At 44.4% G+C, this 21,559-nt stretch carries 15 protein-coding genes; 3 read left to right on the forward strand and 12 right to left on the reverse strand.

The window, feature by feature from the left end; all coding sequences use genetic code 11:
- Position 1: 1 nt before the first annotated feature.
- The 11 genes from BY457_RS00115 to lysS all read right to left on the reverse strand — a co-directional run bounded on the left by BY457_RS00115 (position 2) and on the right by lysS (position 16,294).
- A complete protein-coding gene (locus tag BY457_RS00115) occupies positions 2-2,647 on the reverse strand; it encodes a DNA gyrase/topoisomerase IV subunit A (protein WP_106151316.1) in 2,646 nt (881 codons plus the stop codon).
- Positions 2,648-2,649: 2 nt separating this feature from the next.
- Entirely contained in the window at positions 2,650-4,482 is a 1,833-nt protein-coding gene (locus BY457_RS00120) for a DNA topoisomerase IV subunit B (RefSeq protein WP_106151317.1), read from the reverse strand.
- 173 nt (positions 4,483-4,655) lie between these two features.
- Positions 4,656-6,077, reverse strand: a complete 1,422-nt coding sequence (gene rodA / locus BY457_RS00125) for a rod shape-determining protein RodA (RefSeq protein WP_106151318.1) — start codon at positions 6,075-6,077, stop codon at positions 4,656-4,658.
- Positions 6,061-7,914, reverse strand: coding sequence for a penicillin-binding protein 2 (gene mrdA / locus BY457_RS00130; RefSeq protein ID WP_106151319.1), 1,854 nt, complete (start codon positions 7,912-7,914; stop codon positions 6,061-6,063). The genes rodA and mrdA overlap by 17 nt, the downstream gene beginning before the upstream one ends.
- Before the next feature lie 21 nt (positions 7,915-7,935).
- Entirely contained in the window at positions 7,936-8,454 is a 519-nt protein-coding gene (gene mreD, locus BY457_RS00135; protein ID WP_106151320.1) for a rod shape-determining protein MreD, read from the reverse strand.
- Complete coding sequence (mreC, locus tag BY457_RS00140; RefSeq protein WP_106151321.1) at positions 8,447-9,277, reverse strand: rod shape-determining protein MreC; 831 nt, start codon at positions 9,275-9,277, stop codon at positions 8,447-8,449. The genes mreD and mreC overlap by 8 nt, the downstream gene beginning before the upstream one ends.
- Before the next feature lie 20 nt (positions 9,278-9,297).
- Positions 9,298-10,320 (reverse strand): rod shape-determining protein, encoded by a 1,023-nt coding sequence (locus tag BY457_RS00145; RefSeq protein WP_010663400.1) that lies wholly within the window; start codon positions 10,318-10,320, stop codon positions 9,298-9,300.
- Between the two features lie 14 nt (positions 10,321-10,334).
- On the reverse strand, positions 10,335-11,861 hold the full coding sequence (gene purH / locus BY457_RS00150) for a bifunctional phosphoribosylaminoimidazolecarboxamide formyltransferase/IMP cyclohydrolase (RefSeq protein WP_106151322.1): 1,527 nt from the start codon (positions 11,859-11,861) through the stop codon (positions 10,335-10,337).
- Positions 11,862-12,034: 173 nt separating this feature from the next.
- Positions 12,035-13,378 carry a glucose-6-phosphate isomerase gene (locus BY457_RS00155; protein ID WP_106151323.1) on the reverse strand — a complete coding sequence of 448 codons (1,344 nt, stop codon included), beginning with the start codon at positions 13,376-13,378 and terminating at the stop codon, positions 12,035-12,037.
- 70 nt (positions 13,379-13,448) lie between these two features.
- Positions 13,449-14,444, reverse strand: coding sequence for an NAD(P)H-dependent glycerol-3-phosphate dehydrogenase (locus BY457_RS00160; RefSeq protein WP_106151324.1), 996 nt, complete (start codon positions 14,442-14,444; stop codon positions 13,449-13,451).
- 125 nt (positions 14,445-14,569) lie between these two features.
- Positions 14,570-16,294 (reverse strand): lysine--tRNA ligase, encoded by a 1,725-nt coding sequence (lysS, locus tag BY457_RS00165; protein WP_106151325.1) that lies wholly within the window; start codon positions 16,292-16,294, stop codon positions 14,570-14,572.
- 749 nt (positions 16,295-17,043) lie between these two features.
- Between lysS and lipA the strand changes: the two genes are divergently transcribed.
- From lipA to recJ, 3 genes are all read left to right on the forward strand, one after another.
- Positions 17,044-17,910, forward strand: a complete 867-nt coding sequence (lipA, locus tag BY457_RS00170) for a lipoyl synthase (RefSeq protein WP_106151326.1) — start codon at positions 17,044-17,046, stop codon at positions 17,908-17,910.
- On the forward strand, positions 17,910-18,617 hold the full coding sequence (gene lipB, locus BY457_RS00175; RefSeq protein WP_106151327.1) for a lipoyl(octanoyl) transferase LipB: 708 nt from the start codon (positions 17,910-17,912) through the stop codon (positions 18,615-18,617). Before lipA ends, lipB begins: the two co-directional genes overlap by 1 nt.
- A 121-nt stretch (positions 18,618-18,738) precedes the next feature.
- Entirely contained in the window at positions 18,739-20,457 is a 1,719-nt protein-coding gene (gene recJ, locus BY457_RS00180; RefSeq protein ID WP_106151328.1) for a single-stranded-DNA-specific exonuclease RecJ, read from the forward strand.
- A 217-nt stretch (positions 20,458-20,674) separates the two neighbouring features.
- Here recJ and BY457_RS00185 read toward each other — a convergent pair whose 3' ends face one another.
- A complete protein-coding gene (locus BY457_RS00185; RefSeq protein WP_106151329.1) occupies positions 20,675-21,481 on the reverse strand; it encodes a T9SS type A sorting domain-containing protein in 807 nt (268 codons plus the stop codon).
- Positions 21,482-21,559: the final 78 nt, after the last annotated feature.

A 21,559-nucleotide genomic window follows, 5' to 3' on the forward strand; every position in this document is an offset into this window, starting at 1 on the left:
ATTAAAAAATTGACATCTGGCTGTTGTCCTCTTCCTCCTCATCGCTATCGGGTTCCTCGTCTTCAGGATCCTCAGGCTTTGGTTCATCTTTAATGATGGGCTCCAGTTCCATTATTTTATGAATCTGATAGGTTGTAAGCCTCTTCCCTTTAGCTTTGTATCCTTTTATGTTGATAAATTCAGCAACTTCGACGATGACTTTCTCGCGGTCTTTATCTTCTCCGCCAAATTTTATCTCCAGTCGGGGGTAATCCACATGAGTCAACCGAACCAGATGTGATTTCGGGTTGTCTCCGATAAATCGCTGAGGTTTACTAACCTGTTCTGCCTGGAAGCGCTTCAGGTAGTAAAAGTCCTGATCTGCATCGTAGTAAACTGCCGACCATACAACTTCAGTATCAAATTTCTCGATATACAGGATATTGTCCTCATAATGATTGGCAAGGTCATAAGAGGTCTGGAAGAATTGGCCGTCTTTGGTCATTACCAAAATCTGGTCACCGCCGTGGAATTCGCCCAGATACTTGCCTCTTCCATCCACATTGAGACGAAGGATTTCCGGTTCAAACCATATTTTTCGGCCTCCCAGGGTACTTTCGCCTTTCTTTTTCAGCACAATCTTGTGAATGGCATATTTGGTCAGGATATTTCCCTGTGCACCACGTCCTTTAATGGCCTGTTCGGCCATGTCGAATTCAAATATCTGATTGCGCAAACGTGCACGCGGCTTCAGGGTGACTTTCAATACTTCCGCTTCGCCGTTGGGGTTTGCGCTGAAGTAGATTACTTCTGAGCCATCCTTTCCTTTGGTAAGGTTGTACTCCTTGTCGCGGGTAACTCCCGTTACAGCAAATCGTTTTATGTATGTGTTACCTTGTTTGCCATCGCGGTAAACCACGTTGTAAATGGTACGGGAATCGTTGCGTTTGAAAACAGCGATGTGAATGATGTTTTTTCCCACAAATGCTTTGTCCTGTACCTTTGTTATCAGGTATCGGCCGTCCTTATAGAAAATTATTATATCGTCAATGTCGGAACAGTTGCAGACAAATTCATCTTTCTTCAATGCTGTTCCCACAAATCCATCCTCACGGTTGATGAAGAGCTTTTCGTTTTTCACCACGACCTTGGAAGCTTCGATGTTTTCAAAACTTCTGATTTCCGTCATTCTCGGATAATGCGAACTGTATCTTTTCTTCAGCCCTTTGTAATATTCAATGGCAAAAGGTATAATGTTGTTGAGGTTGTACTCCACCTGTTCCAGTTCTTCTTCCAGCGAAGCGATGTATTCGTCGGCTTTTTTCGAGTCGTATTTTGAAATTCTTTTAATTCGAATTTCCATTAGTTTGAGAATGTCATCGCGGGTAACCTTGCGTCGCAGAAGGGATTTGAAGGGATCCAGTCCGTGATCAATGGTTTTGATGATGGCCTCATAGGTCTCACAATCTTCAATGCGCTGGTAAATCTTATTTTCAATGAATATTTTTTCCAGCGATGACATGTGCCATGCCTCTTCCAGTTCTCCTTTTCTGATTTCCAGTTCCCGGGTCAGCAAGTGAACGGTGTGGTTGGTGTTGTGTTTCAGGATTTCACTAACTCCGAGAAATGCGGGTTTCTCATCACGAATTACACAGGAGTTGGGCGAAATAGACAATTCGCAATCGGTGAAAGCGTATAGCGCATCAATGGTTTTATCGGGCGAGGTATTGGCCGGAAGGTGCACCTGAATCTCTACCTTTTGGGCTGTGTTGTCATCAATTTTTTTGATTTTTATCTTACCTTTCTCATTGGCTTTCAATATTGACTCAATGAGGGAAGAGGTATTTCTTCCAAAAGGAATATCTGAAATAACCAGGGTACGGTTATCCAGTTTACTGATTTTGGCACGTACTCTTACTGCTCCACCACGCAGACCGTCGTTATAGCGCGATACATCCATCATTCCGCCTGTCGGGAAATCGGGGTATAACTCAAAGGATTGCCCTTTAAGATGTGCAATGGAGGCATCAATGAGTTCGGCGATGTTGTGTGGAAGGATTTTGGAGGCCAGACCTACGGCAATTCCTTCCACCCCTTGAGCCAGCAAAAGGGGAAACTTAACCGGAAGCGTTACCGGTTCCTGGTTACGGCCATCGTATGAGGGTTTCCATTCGGTGGTTTTTGGATTAAATACCACTTCCTGGGCAAATTTGGTCAGTCGGGCTTCTATGTAACGGGGGGCTGCAGCACGGTCCCCGGTAAAGACGTTACCCCAGTTTCCCTGCATGTCAATCAGCAGATTTTTCTGACCCAGCTGAACCAGCGCATCGCCAATGGAGGCATCACCGTGCGGGTGAAACTGCATGGTAAAACCAATGATATTGGCCACTTTATTGTATCTGCCGTCCTCCATTCTGCGCATGGCGTGCAGAATACGTCGTTGCACAGGCTTTAAACCGTCATTGAGATGAGGTACAGCCCGTTCCAGAATCACATAGGAGGCGTAATCCAGAAACCATGTGCGATACATTCCCTGAAGGGCAGTGACTTTTACTTCAGGTTCTGTTTCTGCCGGTGAAACGGGATTATCGGAATTGTTGACTTCTTCTTTGTTTTCCTCTTCGGGCTCTCCTGGTACTTCAGGATATTTATCGTTTTCGTCAGTCATTTTTATAGCATTTCTTCGTCAACCACAAGATTGTCAATGATGAAATTTTGTCTGTCGGGAGTGTTTTTTCCCATGTAAAAATCCAGAACATCCTTAAAAGCATCTTCTTTCTTCATTTTTACGGGCTCCAGGCGAATGTCTCTGTTAATGAAATGAGTAAATTCATCCGGAGAAATTTCTCCCAAACCTTTGAATCGGGTAATCTCGGCATTCTTACCCAGCTTTTTCATGGCTTCATAACGCTCCTGGTCATTGTAGCAATAAAAGCTCTCTTTTTTATTCCGAACTCTGAACAACGGGGTCTGCAAGATGTAGAGGTGACCGTTTTTTACCAGCTCGGGGAAGAACTGCAGGAAAAAGGTCAGCAGCAGAAGGCGGATGTGCATTCCGTCCACGTCGGCATCAGTAGCGATGATGACCTTATTGTATCGCAGGGTTTCAAGTCCCTCCTCTATATTCAAGGCTGCCTGCAGCAGGTTGAATTCTTCATTTTCGTAAACCACTTTTCGCGTGAGGCCGTAGGTGTTCAGAGGTTTACCTTTAAGACTGAAAACTGCTTGTGTACCAACGTCCCGGGCTTTGGTAATTGACCCGGACGCCGAATCGCCCTCGGTAAGGAAAATGGAAGTTTCCATTTTTCGCTCATGGTTAGAGTCGAAATGGATGCGGCAGTCGCGCAGCTTTTTGTTGTGCAGGCTCACTTTCTTTGCCCTTTCACGTGCCAGCTTCTGGATGCCGGAAATGGCCTTGCGTTCTTTTTCCGATTCGAGAATTTTTTTGTGGATGATTTCGGCTATTTCCTGATTTTTGTGCAGGAAGTTGTCCAGTTTTCCCTTTACAAAATCCAGAACATAATTGCGAACCGATGTCCCGCCCGGGGACATGTCCTTGGAACCTAATTTGGTTTTTGTCTGTGATTCAAAAACCGGTTCTTCAATTTTGATACTCACCGCTGCCACAATTCCGGAGCGAATATCGGCTACATCAAAATTTTTGTTGAAAAATTCCCGAATGGTCTTTACATATGCTTCGCGGAATGCGATCAGGTGAGTTCCGCCCTGGGTAGTGTGCTGGCCATTAACAAAAGTGTAATATTCCTCGCCATACTGGTCACAATGGGTTACAGCCACTTCCAGATCGTCGTCTTTGAGAGAGATAATCTTATACAGGCCGGTTTCGGTCATCTGCTCGTCCAACAAGTCCAATAATCCGTTTTCAGAACGATAGACCTCTCCGTTGAAGTGAATGGCCAGTCCGGCATTGAGATAGGTGTAATTCCTCAGTAAAGAACTAATGTATTCTTCTTTGAATGCATATTCCCCGAAGATTGATTCGTCGGGAAGAAACTCCACAAACGTGCCGTTGCTTTCTTTGGTGGGCTCTACGGGAGATTCTTCCACCAATTCTCCTTCGCTAAAGACAACTTTTTTGGTCTGACCGTCCCGAAACGCTTGTATGACAAACCTGGAAGAGAGTGCGTTGACTGCTTTGATACCAACCCCGTTGAGTCCTACCGACTTCTTAAATACCTTACTATCATACTTGGCACCGGTATTCATTTTACTGGCTACATCAATCACTTTTCCCAACGGAACGCCCCGGCCATAGTCACGAATAGCCAGGCGTTTTTCGTCCAAATCAATTTTGATTTTTTTGCCGAAACCCATCATGTATTCGTCAATGGAATTGTCCATGACCTCTTTGATCAGTACATAAATTCCATCATCGGCAAAGTTACCGTCACCGAGTTTTCCGATGTACATACCCGGACGACGCCTGATGTGTTCTTTCCAGTCAAGTGTGCGTATGGTATCTTCAGAATAGTTTTGCAACATTGTTTGTTACCTCTCGTTTGTGTGCATTAATGTTTTGTGTGTTGGGTTAAGCGGATGTTTTCTAAAAAATCATCCAAATATAACGAAAAGGAAAAATCTTTCGTAATCTGATTTTTCGATAAAATTTTCTTTTGATGCAAATCAGCGGGTTGCCGATTCAAAATAAAATCATTCTATCGAATTAATTCAGCTCTGTTGGTATCCAGTTTCAGGAAGATGAATAACAGGATGGTAAAGCCCCAGAATGAAGAACCTCCATAGCTGAAAAATGGTAGGGGAATCCCGATTACAGGGGCCAGACCAATGGTCATACCAATGTTAATGGCTATGTGCATGAAAAAAATGGCAGCGACTCCGTAACCATAAATCCTGCTAAAGGCCGAATGCTGTCGCTCGGCAAGAAAAATGATTCTTAGCAAAAGAGTCAGAAACAGAAGAATTACAAAGGTGGTTCCGATGAATCCCCACTCTTCTCCTACGGTACAGAATATAAAGTCGGTGGTTTGTTCCGGGACAAAATCAAATTTCGTTTGGGTGCCCTGGAGGAATCCTTTCCCGTAAAACCCTCCCGAGCCGATGGCTATTTTTGACTGATTAACATTATAACCGATTCCCTGTGGGTCATTTTCCAACCCCAGCATTACCAGTATCCTGTTCCTTTGATATTCCGATAAAACAGAATCGAAAAAATAATTCGTCGAGTAGGTATAGGCGGTCAAACCCCAAAGTATGATTAAGGCAACACCAATCTGGGGAAGTCTCCTGATTAATACTTTGAATCCCAAAAACAAGCTTGATGCGGCGATTCCTGCAATCAGAGGAATAACCAGCCCTGTGTCCCATCCAGTAAGTTTTCCGGCACTGTAAACAATCAGAAAACCTCCGGCTGTTATGGCTGATGTAATTACTGCCAGTCGTTTTTGTTTGGATAAATAGATGTAACCGGCAAAAAGCAGGAAGATTCCTAAAATGAGGTAAATGATGGGGTAGAGCAATGATGCAATAAGGATTACTGCTGCGAGTGCGATGAGAAAAAGAAAAACCGGCGACATTCCTTCCCGGAAGAAGACCAGGAAAAAGGCTGCATAAACCAGAGCGGAACCGGTGTCGTTTTGCAACAAAATGATGATGGCCGGAAGAAAAACGATTACGCCCATTTTCAGGATATAGCGCAGTTTTGACATATTGAAATTGTATCTGCTCATCACTCTTGCCAGAGCGAGGCCGGCGGCCACCTTTGTCATCTCGGCCGGCTGCAACCGGATGGAGCCTATTTTAAACCATGCCTTGGCTCCGTTGATCTCGACTCCAAATAACAGTGCCATAATTAATAACAGGATAGAGATGCCAAAGAATATATAAGCAAACTCCACAAAAAACTTACTGTCAATAAGAAAAAGAACACCAATCATTATTATCGACAGACCAATCCAGATTAATTGTTTGCCGGGCTCGGAGGCAAGTGTAATTCCGGAAATATCCTCAGGGTCAAAATTGGCGGCATAGATGTTTACCCAACCAAAAGTTACCAGCAGGGCATAAATGACCACTGTCATCCAGTCAATGTTCTTGTATGATCTAATCGTTGCTCTCATCCTTATTTATCAGGTCTGCATCCAACATTCGTTGTTCTATCCATTTTCGTGAGCGGTGTATCTCTTTGTTTAAGTATTTTTCAATAATCAGGCTGGAAATGGGCGCTCCGTAGGTGGCTCCAAATGTGCCGTTTTCCACATAGGTGGCCACAGCGATTTTGGGATTGTCTTTGGGAGCAAAAGCAATGAAGATACTGTGGTCGTCTCCATGAGGGTTTTCGGCTGTTCCTGTTTTTCCGCAAATGGTAACTCCCGGTATCTGGGCTATGCGTGCTGTACTCCCTGCTCCGCCCCAGATGGCTTGTTCCATTCCGTCAACTACCGGAACAAAATGCGCTGAATCAATTCCCACATAATGGGGCTTTTTGAATTTTGTGGGAATGGTATCGTTTTCAATTTCCCGGGCTACATGGGGGATGTGCCAGTACCCCCGGTTGGCAATGGCAGCTGTCATATTGGCCATTTGGATAGGTGTAGTAAGCAGCTCACCCTGACCAATGGCCAACGAAATAACTGTAAGTGAAGCCCAACTGCCTGAGTAAATCTGATCGTAATAGTTGCTGTTGGGCACAAACCCTCTTCCTTCATTGCTCAGATCGGTCCCTAAACGGTAGCCAAATCCAAAATTTACCAGATAATCTTTCCATTTGTCAAGACCAGTTTTGGGAGAGCCATATTCGGGATTGTCCAGTACATTTCTGAAAACATGACAATAATAGGCATTACAGGACATCTGGATGGAGGCCTCAAGATCCAGGGGACTGGGGTGTGAGTGACAACCTACCGAAAGGGCACGGGTATGATAGCCCATTTGGCAGCCAAAGCGGGATGCCGGGGTTATTACTCCTTCCTGCAGGCCAATGAGGGCCATAATGGTTTTAAAGGTGGATCCCGGAGGGTAACCCGATTGCAAAGGTCTGTTAAACAAGGGGTAGAGTGTGTCGGTTGCCAGTTTTGGAAAGTTTTCGTTTCGCTCCCGTCCAATAAGCAGTGAGGGATTGTAAGATGGTGAAGAAACCATTGCTAAAATTTCACCGGTGGATGGCTCTATGGCAACAATGCTTCCCACCTTATTCTGCATGAGTTTTTCTCCGTACAATTGTAGTTCATGATCCAGTGTCAGAGTCAGATCTTTACCGGATACTGCCGGTTCATCATGGTCTCCGTCGCGAAAAGCGCCTTTTTGCCGGCCATGAACATCCACCAATACATAACTGGCCCCTTTTTCTCCGCGAAGTGCTGCTTCGTATGTTTTTTCAACGCCGCTGATGCCCCAGTAGTCACCCTGGGTGTAATAGGGGTCTTTCTTTAATTGCGATTCATTTATTTCACCCACATAGCCCAAAACATTGGCTGCTGTTTCATGTTCGTATTTTCGGACAATCCTTCGCTGTCCGTAGAATCCTTTGAACTTGAAGAGTTTTTCCTGAAAAGCTCCGAACTTCTCTGCTGGCATCTGCTTGTAAAACACGGATGGCTGAAAGGATGAAATCTGACGTTGTCTGAGCCGGTTGCGCATTTCACTAAACAGATTGCGAACTTCGCTCAGCTCAATCCCCATGCTGCGAGCCAGCTCCAGGGTGTCCAGAGCTTCCGTTTCGCGGGGAACAACCATGATGTCATAAACTGCCTGATTGGAAACCATCAAGGCTCCGTTTCTGTCGTAAATCAATCCCCGGGAGGGGAATTCCGTGATTTTACGACGGGCATTGCTCTCCGCCGAAAACTTGTAAGACGGGTCATACACCTGCAGCATGAAAAGCCTTACAATGTATATAAGACTTAACAGCAAAACTATCAAACCGATGACGATTGTTCTGTTATTGGTGTTTCCCACTTACGCTCTGTTTTTAAGAGGTTACAATGTGTTGGAATCTCGTTTGGCAAAAAGCATGGCAATTAAAACAAACAATACCGTAACCAGGGTACTTACAATGCTTTTTGACAAGGTGGCCATAAACAATTCTTTATCAAAAGCTTCAACAAAGAAATAAAACAGATGATGCGTGGCCACCATTATGCCCATATATTTGAAAAACCATCCAAATCCGTAGTCCGAAGGTACAGGTCTGGTTCCTACTTCATAGCCGTCCCTGGGAGAAAAGGAGCTGAGTATGAAAGGCCTCAGAAAGGCCATGAAAACCGTGGCTGATGCATGAAGCCCCAGCGTATTCATGAAAATGTCGATGATGAGTCCTGTGATAAAACCAAGCACCAGCAGCAACCACTTTGGGGTGCTGAAGGGAAGTGTGATGATGAATAAGATGTATAGATACGGATTTACATAGCCGCTAAACTGCAGGTTGTTTAGCAACAATACCTGGAGTAATATCAGTATTACAAAGTTAAACAGATATCTTGGCAGCAGATTAATCATCTTCACTTAGTTTTTCCAGTTCCAATCGCTCCTGAGCTTCCAGTTTTTCAACGATGTGAACATATTCCAGATTCTTAAAATCAACAGATAACAATACGCGTATCTCGTAAAATCCCTCTCCCTGGTCAATGGTTACCTTGTCGATGGTTCCAATCAGCACGTTCTCAGGGAAAATCGAGGAATAACCACTGGATACTACTGCGTCTCCCACAAGCGGGGTGGCATGAGCAGGAATTCCGCTCAGCGTGGCATACCTGTAGGAACCTGCATCCCAGTAGAGTGATCCAAAGAAGCCGGTCTCACGCAACCGGGCCGAGATTCTGAGCCGCGTGTTGAGGACCGAAATAACAGTGGAGTAGTTTTCCGATGTGTTGAGCACTACCCCCACCAGACCTCTCGATGAGATGACTCCCATGTCAGGGGCGATGCCATCCTTCCGGCCTTTGTTTAGTGTGAGATAATTAAAGTGTTTGTTTACTGAGTTGTTGATTACCCGGGCAGCAGAGTATCGGTATTGCTGAGCTGCCACTGTGTCCACTTCAATCTCCGGAAGCATTGGGGCATAAAAAGAATTCTTATCCAGTTGATTGCGTAATTCTGCATTTTCTCTGGCCAGCTCTTCGTTGGTCCTTTTCAGTTCAAAGTATTGTATTACTGAACTGAATCTTTCGTACAAATAGCCTGATACCTGATTGGATGAACTCAGATATACCTTTCTGTGATACTGATTGTAATTAAATATGAAATAGAAGCTGACTATCTCCAATAACAGAAACAGCAGCAAAAAATGGTTTCGAATGATGAAACGGATGAAGTTTCTCATCTTGTGTTTTTAATTCGGGTCTATCTCATCAGGAACGAGAACTTGTGACGGTTTTTAAGGGCAATGCCGGTTCCGCGGGCCACTGCATGCAACGGGTCCTCTGCAATGTGGAAAGGAATGTTGATTTTGTCGGTCAATCGCTTGTCCAATCCTCTGAGCAATGCACCTCCACCTGCCAGGTAAATACCATTGTTTACGATGTCGGCATACAATTCCGGAGGTGTTTGTTCCAGCGCATTCAGGATGGCGGTCTCCATCTTGGAGATCGATTTTTCCAGACAGTGCGATATTTCCTGATAGGAAACAGGAACCTCGATGGGTAATGCAGTCATCTGGTTGGGCCCCTGAACAATATAATCTGCCGGAGGCTCATCCAATTCGGGAAGTGCCGATCCTACTCTGATTTTAATCTCTTCGGCAGTTCGTTCTCCGATTTTTATGTTGTGCTGACGACGCATGTATTCCATAATGTCTGCCGTAAGGTCATCCCCGGCAATGCGGATTGATTTGTTGGTTACAATTCCGCCCAGCGAGATCACGGCGATCTCGGTGGTACCTCCACCTATGTCCACCACCATGTTGCCTTCGGGGGCCTCCACATCAAGCCCGATTCCCAGAGCTGCTGCCATGGGTTCATAAATCATATAAACTTCCCGTCCACCGGCATGTTCCCCGGAGTCGCGTACAGCACGAATTTCCACCTCCGTACTACCCGATGGAATACAGATTACCATAGTCAGTGACGGAGTGAAAAGCTGTCCCTTTTTGTTGATCATTTTGATCATGCCCCGAATCATTTGTTCGGCAGCATTAAAGTCGGCGATAACGCCATCGCGAAGAGGACGAATGGTGTATATATTGTCGTGTGTTTTCCCATGCATCTGGCGTGCTTTCTCACCAATAGCTTCCAGCTTATCGGTACGCCGGTTTAATGCAACAATACTGGGCTCATCCACAACTATTTTGTCGTTTTGTATAATGATGGTGTTGGCGGTTCCCAGGTCCATGGCCAACTCTTGTGACAAGAATGAAAATAATCCCATTGTATTTGGTTTTGTTAATGTTTAAAATGACGGGTGCCCGAAAACACCATGGACATATTGTGTGCATCACAGAAATCTACGGAGTCTTTGTCACGCACGGAGCCTCCCGGTTGTATTACGGAGCTTATTCCTGCTTCCCGGGCTATTTCCACCGAGTCGGCAAAAGGGAAGAAGGCATCAGAGGCCATTACAGCTTCTTCCATGTCAAATTCAAAAGCCTGTGCTTTGGCAATGGCCTGTCTGAGCGCATCAACCCTGGAGGTTTGGCCTATGCCGCTGCCTATGAGTTGTTTGTTTTTTGCCAACACGATGGCGTTCGACTTGGAATGCTTTACTATTTTATTGGCAAATAATAAGTCCTCAATTTCTCTATCGGATGGTGCCTTGGAAGTTACAGTAGTCAGATCTTCATGAGTCTCAGTTTTATTGTCTTTATCCTGCACAAGTACACCGTTTAGAAGCGTTCTGGCATTGAAAGTGTTGAGTGAGGATGGTTTTTGAATCAGAATGATCCGGTTTTTCTTTTGCTGCAGGATGTCCAATGCTTCCCGGTCGTATGCGGGTGCAATGATTACTTCGAAGAATATTTTGTTGATTTCGCCGGCCACATCGGCTGTAACTTCTTTGTTGGTTATGATGATTCCGCCAAAGGCAGATACCGGATCTCCGGCGAGAGCTTCTTTCCAGGCTTCGGAAAGCTGATCTCTGGATGCCAGTCCGCAGGCATTGTTGTGTTTCAGGATTGCAACTGTGGTCTCATCAAATTCTGAGATAAGTGAAATGGCGGCATCAATATCCAACAGGTTGTTGTACGATATCTCTTTGCCATGCAACTGTTCAAATAAATCCTCAAATTTTCCGAAGAATGTTCCTTTTTGATGCGGGTTCTCCCCGTATCTCAAGGGTTTGCTTTCGTTGACAGCCTTTCGGAAAGCGGGGAAAGATTCATCGCTGTTGAAATAATTGAAGATGGCGGCATCGTAGCCCGAAGAAACGGCAAAAGCTGCTGTAGCAAAGGATTTTCGATCTTCGGTATTTGTTTCTCCGTTTTTGTTGACCAGTACATCGTGCAGTTGTGCATACTGGTCTTTGGAAGGAACAATCACTACATCTTTGTAGTTCTTGGCGGCGGCTCTGATTAAAGAAATTCCGCCAATGTCAATTTTTTCAATGATGTCTGGGTGTGACGCTCCTGATGCAACAGTGTCTTCAAATGGGTACAGATCCACAATGATAAGATCTATTTCAGGAATTTCATATTCTGACATCTGTTTCCGGTGGTCTTCATCATCTCTTCGTCCCAGGATCCCACCGAATATTTTGGGATGTAGTGTTTTTACACGGCCTCCGAGAATGGAAGGATAACTGGTGAGTGACTCCACGGATTGTACTTTTACTCCCAACCCTTCGATGAAAGACTGTGTTCCCCCTGTGGAATAGATGGTAACACCTAGTTTGTCCAGCTGTTTTACAATGTCATCAAGACCGTCTTTATGAAAAACTGAAATTAAGGCAGATTTTATCTTTTTTGTGGCTGTCATTATTTTAACAATTTTATTCGGGAATTGACGCAAAATTAAGAAAAAGAGAACATTTAACAACACCTGATCTTTAATTTGTGTACCGCGGTGTGAATTTAATAATTATTGGAGATGATGAGGAGCGTTAAAATAAAAAAAGCTGCCTGAATGTCAGACAGCTTTATGTTTAAAGGTTACAGCCTTTTTTTTATGGCTTCGGTTTCCTGCTCAAATCCCGGTTTACCCAGCAAGGCAAACATGTTTTTCTTGTAGGCTTCCACACCCGGCTGATCAAAGGGGTTGACTCCTAACACGTAACCGCTGATGCCACACGCCTTCTCGAAGAAGTAGAGCAGTTGTCCCAGGTAATACTCGTTGAGTTCGGGGATTTCAACCCTGATGTTGGGGACTCCTCCGTCGGTGTGAGCAATGCGGGTACCCAATTCGGCCATTTTGTTCACTTCATCAATGCGTTTTCCGGCCAGGTAGTTGAGCTTGTCCAGGTCGGCTTCATCACGTGGAATCAGGACCCGGTGTTTGGCAGCGGCGACAGAAACCACCGTTTCAAAAATTGAACGCTCTCCTTCCTGAATCCATTGTCCCATGCTGTGCAGGTCGGTAGTGAAGTCAACTGCAGCAGGGAAAATTCCTTTGTGCTCTTTTCCTTCGCTTTCGCCATAAAGCTGCTTCCACCATTCGGATACATAGTGCAATTTGGGCTGATAATTGACCATGATCTCAATTTTCTTCCCTTTTTGGTATAACAGGTTTCGGGCTGCGGCATAAACAGCTGCAGGGTTTTTATCGAAAGGAATATCGGTACCTGTGAGTGCCTTCATCTCTTTGGCACCTCTTACCAGTTCACTGATGCTGTATCCGGCAACGGCAATGGGAAGCAATCCTACAGGTGTAAGAACAGAGAACCGTCCGCCCACATCGTCGGGGATAACGTATGTTTCGTAACCTTCCTGCTCCGCCAGGGTGCGCAATGCTCCTTTGCTGGCATCGGTAACTGCCACAATGCGTTCTTTTACTTCTTCTTTATCGTATTTGGTCTCCAACAGTTCCTTTAGCACGCGGAAGGCAATGGCCGGTTCGGTGGTGGTTCCAGATTTGGAAATGACAATCACACCAAAGGATTTGTCTTTGAGCAGATCCAGCATTTCGTAGGTGTAATCTTCTCCAATGTTCTGACCTGCATAAAGAATGGCAGGGTTTTTCCGGTCATCTTTCAGTTGATCAAACGAGTCGTTCAGAGCATCGATAACCGCTCTTGCTCCCAGATAGCTTCCGCCGATACCCACTACTACTACATAGTCGGCTTTTCCGCGGAGTCTTGCGGCTGTCTTTTCGATGGACATCACCTGATCGCCGTCAATGTTATCGGGAAGGTCAAGCCATCCGAGAAAGTCATTACCTTTCCCGCTCTTGTCGGTAAGGGTTTTAAGTTGTTTCAGGATGTTGTCCTGTTCTTTGTTTATCATGTCCTGGGTTACTTCCGGCGCAACCTGTGACACATCAATGGTAAGGTTCTTCATAGCGTTATGTATTTATCTTTCTGTTTTTATCTTTTTAAAACTCAACCCTCATCTCTCAACCCTGTTCTTTTTATCTCAACTGATCCGTCAGTAGTTTAATCTCAATGGCGGGTGAGATTTTTTCATAAATTATATTGTGAACAGCTTCGGTAATGGGCATGTTCACTTTATATTTCTTATTTATCTCCACAATGCTTTTTACTGCATAATAACCTTCGGCAATCATCAGCATCTCCAGTTGCGCACTTTTTACCGAATAGCCTTTTCCCAGCATATTCCCGAAAGTACGGTTTCTTGAAAACTGAGAGTAGGCAGTCACCAACAAGTCACCCAGATATGCAGAACTTTTGATGTCGCGTGTGATGGGATGAACTGTATCCACAAATCGCTTTATTTCCTGTATGCCGTTGGAAATAAGTACTGCCTGGAAGTTGTCTCCATATCCCAGGCCGTGGCAGATACCAGCGGCAATGGCCATCACGTTTTTTAGTACGGCTGAGTACTCAGTGCCGTATATGTCATCAATTACGGTTGTCTTGATGTAGGAGCACGCCAGACGGGATGCAAACACCCGGGCTTTTTTAATGTCCTGGCAGGCAATGGTCAGATAAGAAAGTCTTTCCAGAGCTACCTCTTCTGCGTGACAGGGGCCCGAAATAACTGCAATAGAATCAATAGGAACCTCATAGTGTTTGTTGAAAAAACTGCCGATGATCAGGTTCTCATCGGGGACAAGCCCTTTAATGGCAGAAACAATAAATTTGTCTTTCAGTGGGGTCCGAAGCGATTCCAACGACTCTTTAAGAAAAGCCGAAGGTACAGCAAAGATGAGCACATCCGAATTCTCTACAATCTCATTGATGTCAGTGGAAAAGAATATCTGGTCGGTGTCAAAATCCACTGATGTGAGGTAATTTGGATTGTGATCCATCTTACGAAACCGGTCGATGTGCTCTTGCTCACGGAAGTACCAGTTCAGTCTGTCTGAATTATTCAGTACCATCTTGGCAATAGCGGTGGCCCAACTACCACTTCCTATAATACCAATGGTCGATTCTTCATCCATGCCTGTCTGTTTTGGTTTCTGCAAATTTATTGATAGACAGGAACCGAAAGCAACGACAAATGTCATTGATTTGGTTCCTTTGGTTTGTTTTGTCTGAATTAATCAGTTTAACGGACTGGGATCTATTAATGCTCTACCCAGTTTTTGACTTCATCAGGTTTGGGATTTTGAAGGCCCAGTTTGTGCTTTTTGTTGAGCCCACATAATTCCTGGTGCAACTTATTGGGATTGCTCTCTTTTAAATTTTCAACCTTGAGATATCCGGCTTTGTGAATGACGGGCACCCATTCTGCAGGTACCCCAATGGCAGTAAATTTCTCCTCTCCGTCGCGCTCCTTTTTCTTTTCGGGACGCATCTGAGGGAAAAACAGTACTTCCTGGATGGTGCTCTGACCGGTCATCAACATTGTCAGTCGATCAATGCCAATTCCCATTCCTGAAGTGGGAGGCATTCCATATTCCAGCGCACGTACAAAGTCCATGTCTATAAACATAGCCTCGTCGTCTCCTTTTTCCGAAAGTTTTAACTGATCCTGGAATCGGGCCAGCTGGTCGATGGGGTCGTTCAACTCCGAGTAAGCGTTGGCCAGCTCTTTACCGTTAACCATCAGCTCGAAACGCTCAGTCAACTCCGGATTATCTCTGTGTTTTTTGCACAATGGGGACATCTCCACCGGATAATCGGTAATGAATGTCGGCTGAATGTAAGAGGCCTCACATTTTTCACCGAAGATTTCGTCAATCAGCTTTCCTTTACCCATCGATTCATCATATTCGATCTCCAGTTCATCGCAAACCTTGCGTAACCCGGCGATATCCATTCCGGTAATGTCGTAACCTGTATGTTCTTTGATGGCGTCGAGCATACTGATGCGCTTGTAGGGACGTTTGAAGTCGATTGTTTTGTCTCCTACCTGCACTTTGGTAGTGCCATGGAGGTCAACTGCCACCTTTTCGATCATCTCCTCGGTGAAGTCCATCATCCATTTGTAATCTTTGTAGGCAACATAGATTTCCATCACGGTGAACTCCGGGTTGTGGGTGCGATCCATACCCTCGTTGCGGAAATCTTTTCCGAACTCGTAAACTCCTTCGTAACCGCCTACAATCAGCCTTTTGAGGTATAGCTCATTGGCGATGCGCAGGTAAAGTGGCATGTCCAGCGTGTTGTGATGGGTAATGAACGGACGTGCCGCAGCACCACCCGGAATGGATTGAAGGATGGGGGTCTCCACCTCGAGGTAATCTTTTGCATTAAAGAACTCACGCATGGAGTTGATGATGCGGGTCCTTTTTCTGAAAGTGTCACGCACCTGGTCATTAACGATGAGGTCCACATACCTCTGGCGATAGCGTTGCTCAGGATCCGAGAAAGCATCGTAAACTTTTCCGTCTTTTTCCTTAACCACCGGCAATGGCCGCAGAGATTTGGCCAAAACAGTCAGTGAGGTTACATGAACCGAAATCTCGCCCATCTGGGTTTTAAAAACAAACCCTTTGATGCCGATGATGTCTCCGATGTCGAGTAATTTCTTAAATACGGTGTTGTATAATGTTTTATCTTCCTCCGGACAAATGTCATCACGACGAAGATATATCTGAATCCGCCCCTTCTTATCCTTTAGTTCTGCAAAAGAGGCACTTCCCATGATGCGTCGGCCCATGATGCGACCTGCAAGACTCACTTCTTTGAAATCATCAGGATTTTCTTCAAATCCCTTTTTGATGTCTTCGCTGTAATGGGTTACCGGAAATTCTTCCGCAGGGAAAGGATTAATTCCCAGTTTTTCCAATTCTTTCAGACTTTCCCGTCTGATAATTTCCTGTTCGCTCAGTTCCAGTTGGTTCATAAATTCGCGTATTGTTTGTCCTTCGGAAAATTTCCTTTTTTATCGATTCATCCGGCACGGGTTTTTGATGGTGTTGCCCATTGCCGCTAATAGCCTGTTTTTTAACACAGGGGATGAACCCTGGTGAATGAAAAAAACAGCACAAAGATAGTGATTACCTGTGAAAACCAATTCCCGGCCTGTTAACTTCTTAGAATTTGTCTTAATTGGGAGTTAAAAATGACTTTTTAACACGAATGAAACGAGCATGGCAATGATTGCCTCAAAAGAACATGAATAAATTCTTGCATGCGAGTTCCATCCGACCTTAATTAATAAATTTTATACGGATGAAACTTTTCTGTTTTCAAACACTATTGTCCGGAAAAAACTATTATTATGAAAGTAGATTGCTTCGCTCTGCTCGCAATGACACCGTCTTAATCCTCTGCAAAGCCCCGTCATTGCGAACGTAGTGAAGCAATCTCAAATTTTAAACCGGACACCAATGGTTTTCAAACTGTTTAATTTGCTCCAATTCTTTGACATTCAGCCCCTGGTAAATGGACTGTGAAAAACTCATTGTTATTTAAAATCATTTTAATTAAACTTGCAGGTTATATTAGATCGTTAGATTTTTAGAAGTTAGCGATTAGAAAATTTTTATAATATTGACATACTGAATTTTATCTAAAACTTTTGTTTAAGTATAAAGGATTTGTCCTCATTGTCCGGGACGAGTTTCATCAGACCAATAACATATATTAAGTATGAATATAGTATCTGAACGAAAAAGGAAGCCTGCGTGGCTGAAAATTCAATTACCCAATACAAGCGACTATAACTGGATGAATAAGACCATCCGGGATCATAAATTGCATACCATTTGTACCAGCGGAAAATGCCCCAATTCAGCAGAGTGCTGGGGCAATGGCACTGCCACGTTTATGATTCTGGGAGATATTTGTACCCGTTCGTGTAAGTTCTGCAACGTAAAAACCGGAAAACCCGATGCGGTGGATTTTAAAGAGCCGTTCCGCATTGCCCGCTCTATCCAGATAATGAAATTGAAGCACGCCGTTATTACTTCTGTTGATCGTGATGATTTGGAGGATGGTGGTGCCGGTGTTTGGGCAGAAACCATTCGTAAGGTTAAAGAGATGAATCCGGGCATCACACAGGAAGTGTTGATTCCTGATTTTAACGGGCTCAAACATCTTATTCAACAGGTTATTGACGCCAAACCGGAAGTGGTGAGTCACAACCTGGAAACCGTACGCCGGCTGACACCTCAGATCAGAAGTAAAGCCAAATACGATTTGAGTCTGAAGGTGCTGGAATACATTGCATCTACAGGGGTGGTGCCCAAATCGGGGATTATGGTCGGGCTCGGAGAAAAACCCGAAGAAGTACTGGAAACCATGGATGATCTGATTGCTGCCGGAGTGAAGGTGCTGACCATTGGGCAATATCTTCAGCCTTCGCCCAAACACCTGGAGGTGGTGGAGTATGTGACACCGGAACAGTTTGCAATTTACGAAGAGGAAGGCCTGAAGAGAGGGTTCAAATATGTGGAAAGCGGTCCGCTGGTTCGTTCTTCCTATCATGCCGAAAAACATATTAATGCATTAAAATAATGGGGGAGTCGTTGACCATATTTGAAGATCTTGGAAAGATTGACTATAAGAAAGCCTGGGATTACCAGGAAGAGCAGTTTGCCAGGGTTGTTGACAGTAAGCTTTTTAACCGGGAAAATCCTGAAAGCCGGAAAACAATTGAACACCATTTGATTTTCTGTGAGCATCCGCATGTTTATACCCTGGGAAAAAGCGGGCAGGCCAATAACCTGCTGATTCAGGACGATTTTTTGGAGAAAATTGACGCCCGGTTCTATAAAATTAACCGTGGAGGGGATATAACTTACCATGGTCCCGGTCAGCTTGTGGGCTATCCGATTTTTGACCTGGAGCAAATGGACCTTGGAATCAAGGAATATATCCACAGACTTGAGGAGGCCATTATTCTTACCGTGGCGGAATACGGAATTGAGGCTGCCCGGCTGGATGGGGCTACCGGAGTGTGGCTGGATGTCAATACGCCCGGGGCTCGAAAAGTATGTGCCATCGGAGTGCGGGCCAGCCGTTATGTATCCATGCATGGTTTTGCCCTTAATGTGAACACCAATCTTGAGTATTTCAACCATATAAATCCTTGTGGGTTTGTGGATAAAGGGGTAACATCACTTCAGAAAGAGTTGGGCCGGGAGGTGGATATGGCAGAAGTGAAGACAAAATTAAAAGGTCATCTTCAAAAGGTCTTTGGCTTAAGTTTTGTTGCATTGTAGTAATGGATTAGCTTTTATTCTCTGTTGTTTGTTGATAATTTTTCGGATTATAAAAGCCGGAATAGTTTGAAAAAATGTATTTTTTGAGAAAATTTACTGTCTCAAAAGTGAGTGTGCTGAAATGGAAAAAAGATGGAGCATAAAAGAGAACCCCGAAAGTGAAATTGAAGCAGAGCTATCTGCTTTTGAGGATATAGGACCTGCTTTAGGGCGATTGCTTGCTTTACGCGGTGTGAGAAACAGTGAGGAAGCACGGACTTTTTTCAACCCCAGCCTTTCAGATCTCCACGATCCTTTCCTGATGAAAGATATGCAGGAGGCGGTGGATCGTATCCAAAAAGCTATTTCTGCAAAAGAGAAAATTCTTGTATATGGCGACTACGATGTGGACGGAACCACCAGTGTGGCGCTTGTCTATTCTTTTCTGAGACAATTTGTTCCCGAAATCAGCTACTACATCCCCGACAGGTATGAGGAGGGATATGGTATTTCTTACAAAGCCATTGATATGGCAGTGGAGGAGAATACCGGACTGATCATAGCTCTTGATTGTGGCATTAAAGCGGTGGAGAAGATTGAATATGCCTGTGGAAAAGGGGTGGATTTTATTATCTGCGATCACCACACTCCGGGTGATGTTTTACCTAAGGCTGCTGCCTGTCTGGATCCCAAACGACCGGATTGTTCTTATCCCGAAAAGAACCTGTCTGGTTGTGGTGTAGGTTTTAAAATGCTTCAGGCCCTTTGTCAGCAGCAAGATATTGATAATGAGTCTCTTTTTCAGTATCTCGACCTTGTTGTGGTCAGTATCGCTTCTGATGTGGTGCCTATTATTGGTGAAAACCGGATTCTGGCAGATATGGGACTCATGAAACTGAACAGAAATCCCGGAGTTGGTCTTAAAAGCATCATCAGAGTGTCAGGAATGGCAGGCAGGGAACTGACCATTAGTGACATTATTTTCAAGATCGGTCCAAGAATCAATGCTGCCGGACGCATTGAATCCGGCAAGGATGCCGTAGCCCTTCTGGTAAGTGAAGATGAGAATAAAGCTTACGGCATGAGTTGCACCATCAATGAGTGCAATGAAACCCGTAAGGATCTGGATCGAAATATTACCCGTGAGGCACTGGCTTTGCTGGAGGATAATGTGGCCCAAAGGGAGAAGAAAACCACGGTTCTCTTTCATCCTGAGTGGCATAAGGGGGTTATTGGCATTGTTGCATCCAGGCTTACCGAGAATTATTATCGTCCCACGGTGGTGCTGACCGAGTCGAAAGGGATGATTACCGGTTCAGCGCGTTCGGTGGATGGCTACGATCTTTATCATGCCATTGAAGCCTGTCAGGATTTACTCGAAAACTTTGGCGGACATACCTATGCAGCAGGATTAACACTCAGGCCTGAGAATATCAATGCTTTTATCGAAAAATTCGAGAAAATTGTTTCAGAAACCATTCGACCGGAACAGTTGGTGCCCCAGATAGAGGTGGATGCGGAGATCGGATTGGGAGACATCACTGTTGAATTTTTCCAAAACCTGAAGCGGTTTCGCCCCTATGGCCCCGGGAATCTGAAGCCTGTGTTTGTAACCCGAAATGTTTATGATTTTGGCACCAGCAAAGTGGTCGGAAAGGAAAAAGAGCATCTGAAACTGGAAATGATAGAGAGTACTTCGCCCAAAATAATCAAAGGCATTGCGTTTGGTAAGGGCCATCTGCTGGAGAAAATAAAACAATCTCAACCATTCAATATCTGCTATACTATTGAGGAAAGTCTTTACGATAATCATCAGCCCTTTCAGCTGATGGTGAAGGACATTAATTTCAGAGAAGAATAAAAAAAATGAAATCGGCAAGGCATGTCTCAAATAAGCATCTAATAATCCGCATTCATGCGAGTGTCATCAGACCAATTAATCGTAAATGAGTATTTTCGGGCAAGCGTAACACAGTAAATGGTTCTTTATGGACAAACACTAAATTATATACAAAAAAAGAGCACCCGGCCGGGGGGCGGGTGCATCTTTGTTTTGGGTAAGGTTGTACTTCGGTGAGTTATTGAACCACTACCTTGGTGGTTGTATTGTCCACAACTACTATGTATAAGCCCGGGGCTACATTTACTGAGATATTTCCTCCTGCATTGTCCTGGTTGAACACTTTAGCACCTGAAAGAGAGTAAATGGCAATATTGCTGCCTGATTTTGATGCAATAGTTACATTTCCTGGAGCTGTAGAAATTTCAGCGTCTGCTTTTATTGTTTTGGTAAAAGTGGATACATCCGGACTTAAAGTTATGTCATCTGCATACCAGACTGCATCTTCAGCTGCTGGATTATCTGACATTGTTCCGTTGGCACTAATCCCGAACGCAATGTAAATAGTACCTGATAATGTTTCAGAATAAGTGTCGTTCTGATTTATGGGAATATCAATTGCCTCCCAGCCTGAGGATTCCCCTTTTGCTCTTTCCCACTCTCCCAGTCTCACATTTTCGTCATTTGCAAATTGACCGGTTGGCACGGAGGGGTAAGCTTCCACATAAATGGTCTTCCACCCAATGTCGCCTGAGGCAAAATAGCCTTGAAATTGTAATGAATTGTAATCAGACAATGTGGTTCCCGCTTCAAGTGTTATTTCCAGGACAGGAGCAGCATTGTAGTTTGCTGTTGTTACTTGTAGCACATTGCCCTGGCTTCCACTAAATGGATTGGCAACAATTTCTGCAGTGATATGATCGGGGCTCCACCCAATGCCGCTAAGTTGAGTATTGATGCTCATGTCCTCAAAGTCTTCTGTAATCTGAGCGGATAGTAATCCAAGACAAAATAAAAATGCAATCAAAGTGTAGATTTTCTTCATAACAATTCGTATTAAAGTTTGATAAAGGTGCGTTAAGTAATTTTAACAAAAATACAGAACAGGACGGAAAAGAACAAG

Source organism: Marinilabilia salmonicolor, from assembly GCF_003003035.1.
In the GTDB taxonomy this organism is placed as follows: Bacteria; Bacteroidota; Bacteroidia; order Bacteroidales; family Marinilabiliaceae; genus Marinilabilia; species Marinilabilia salmonicolor_A.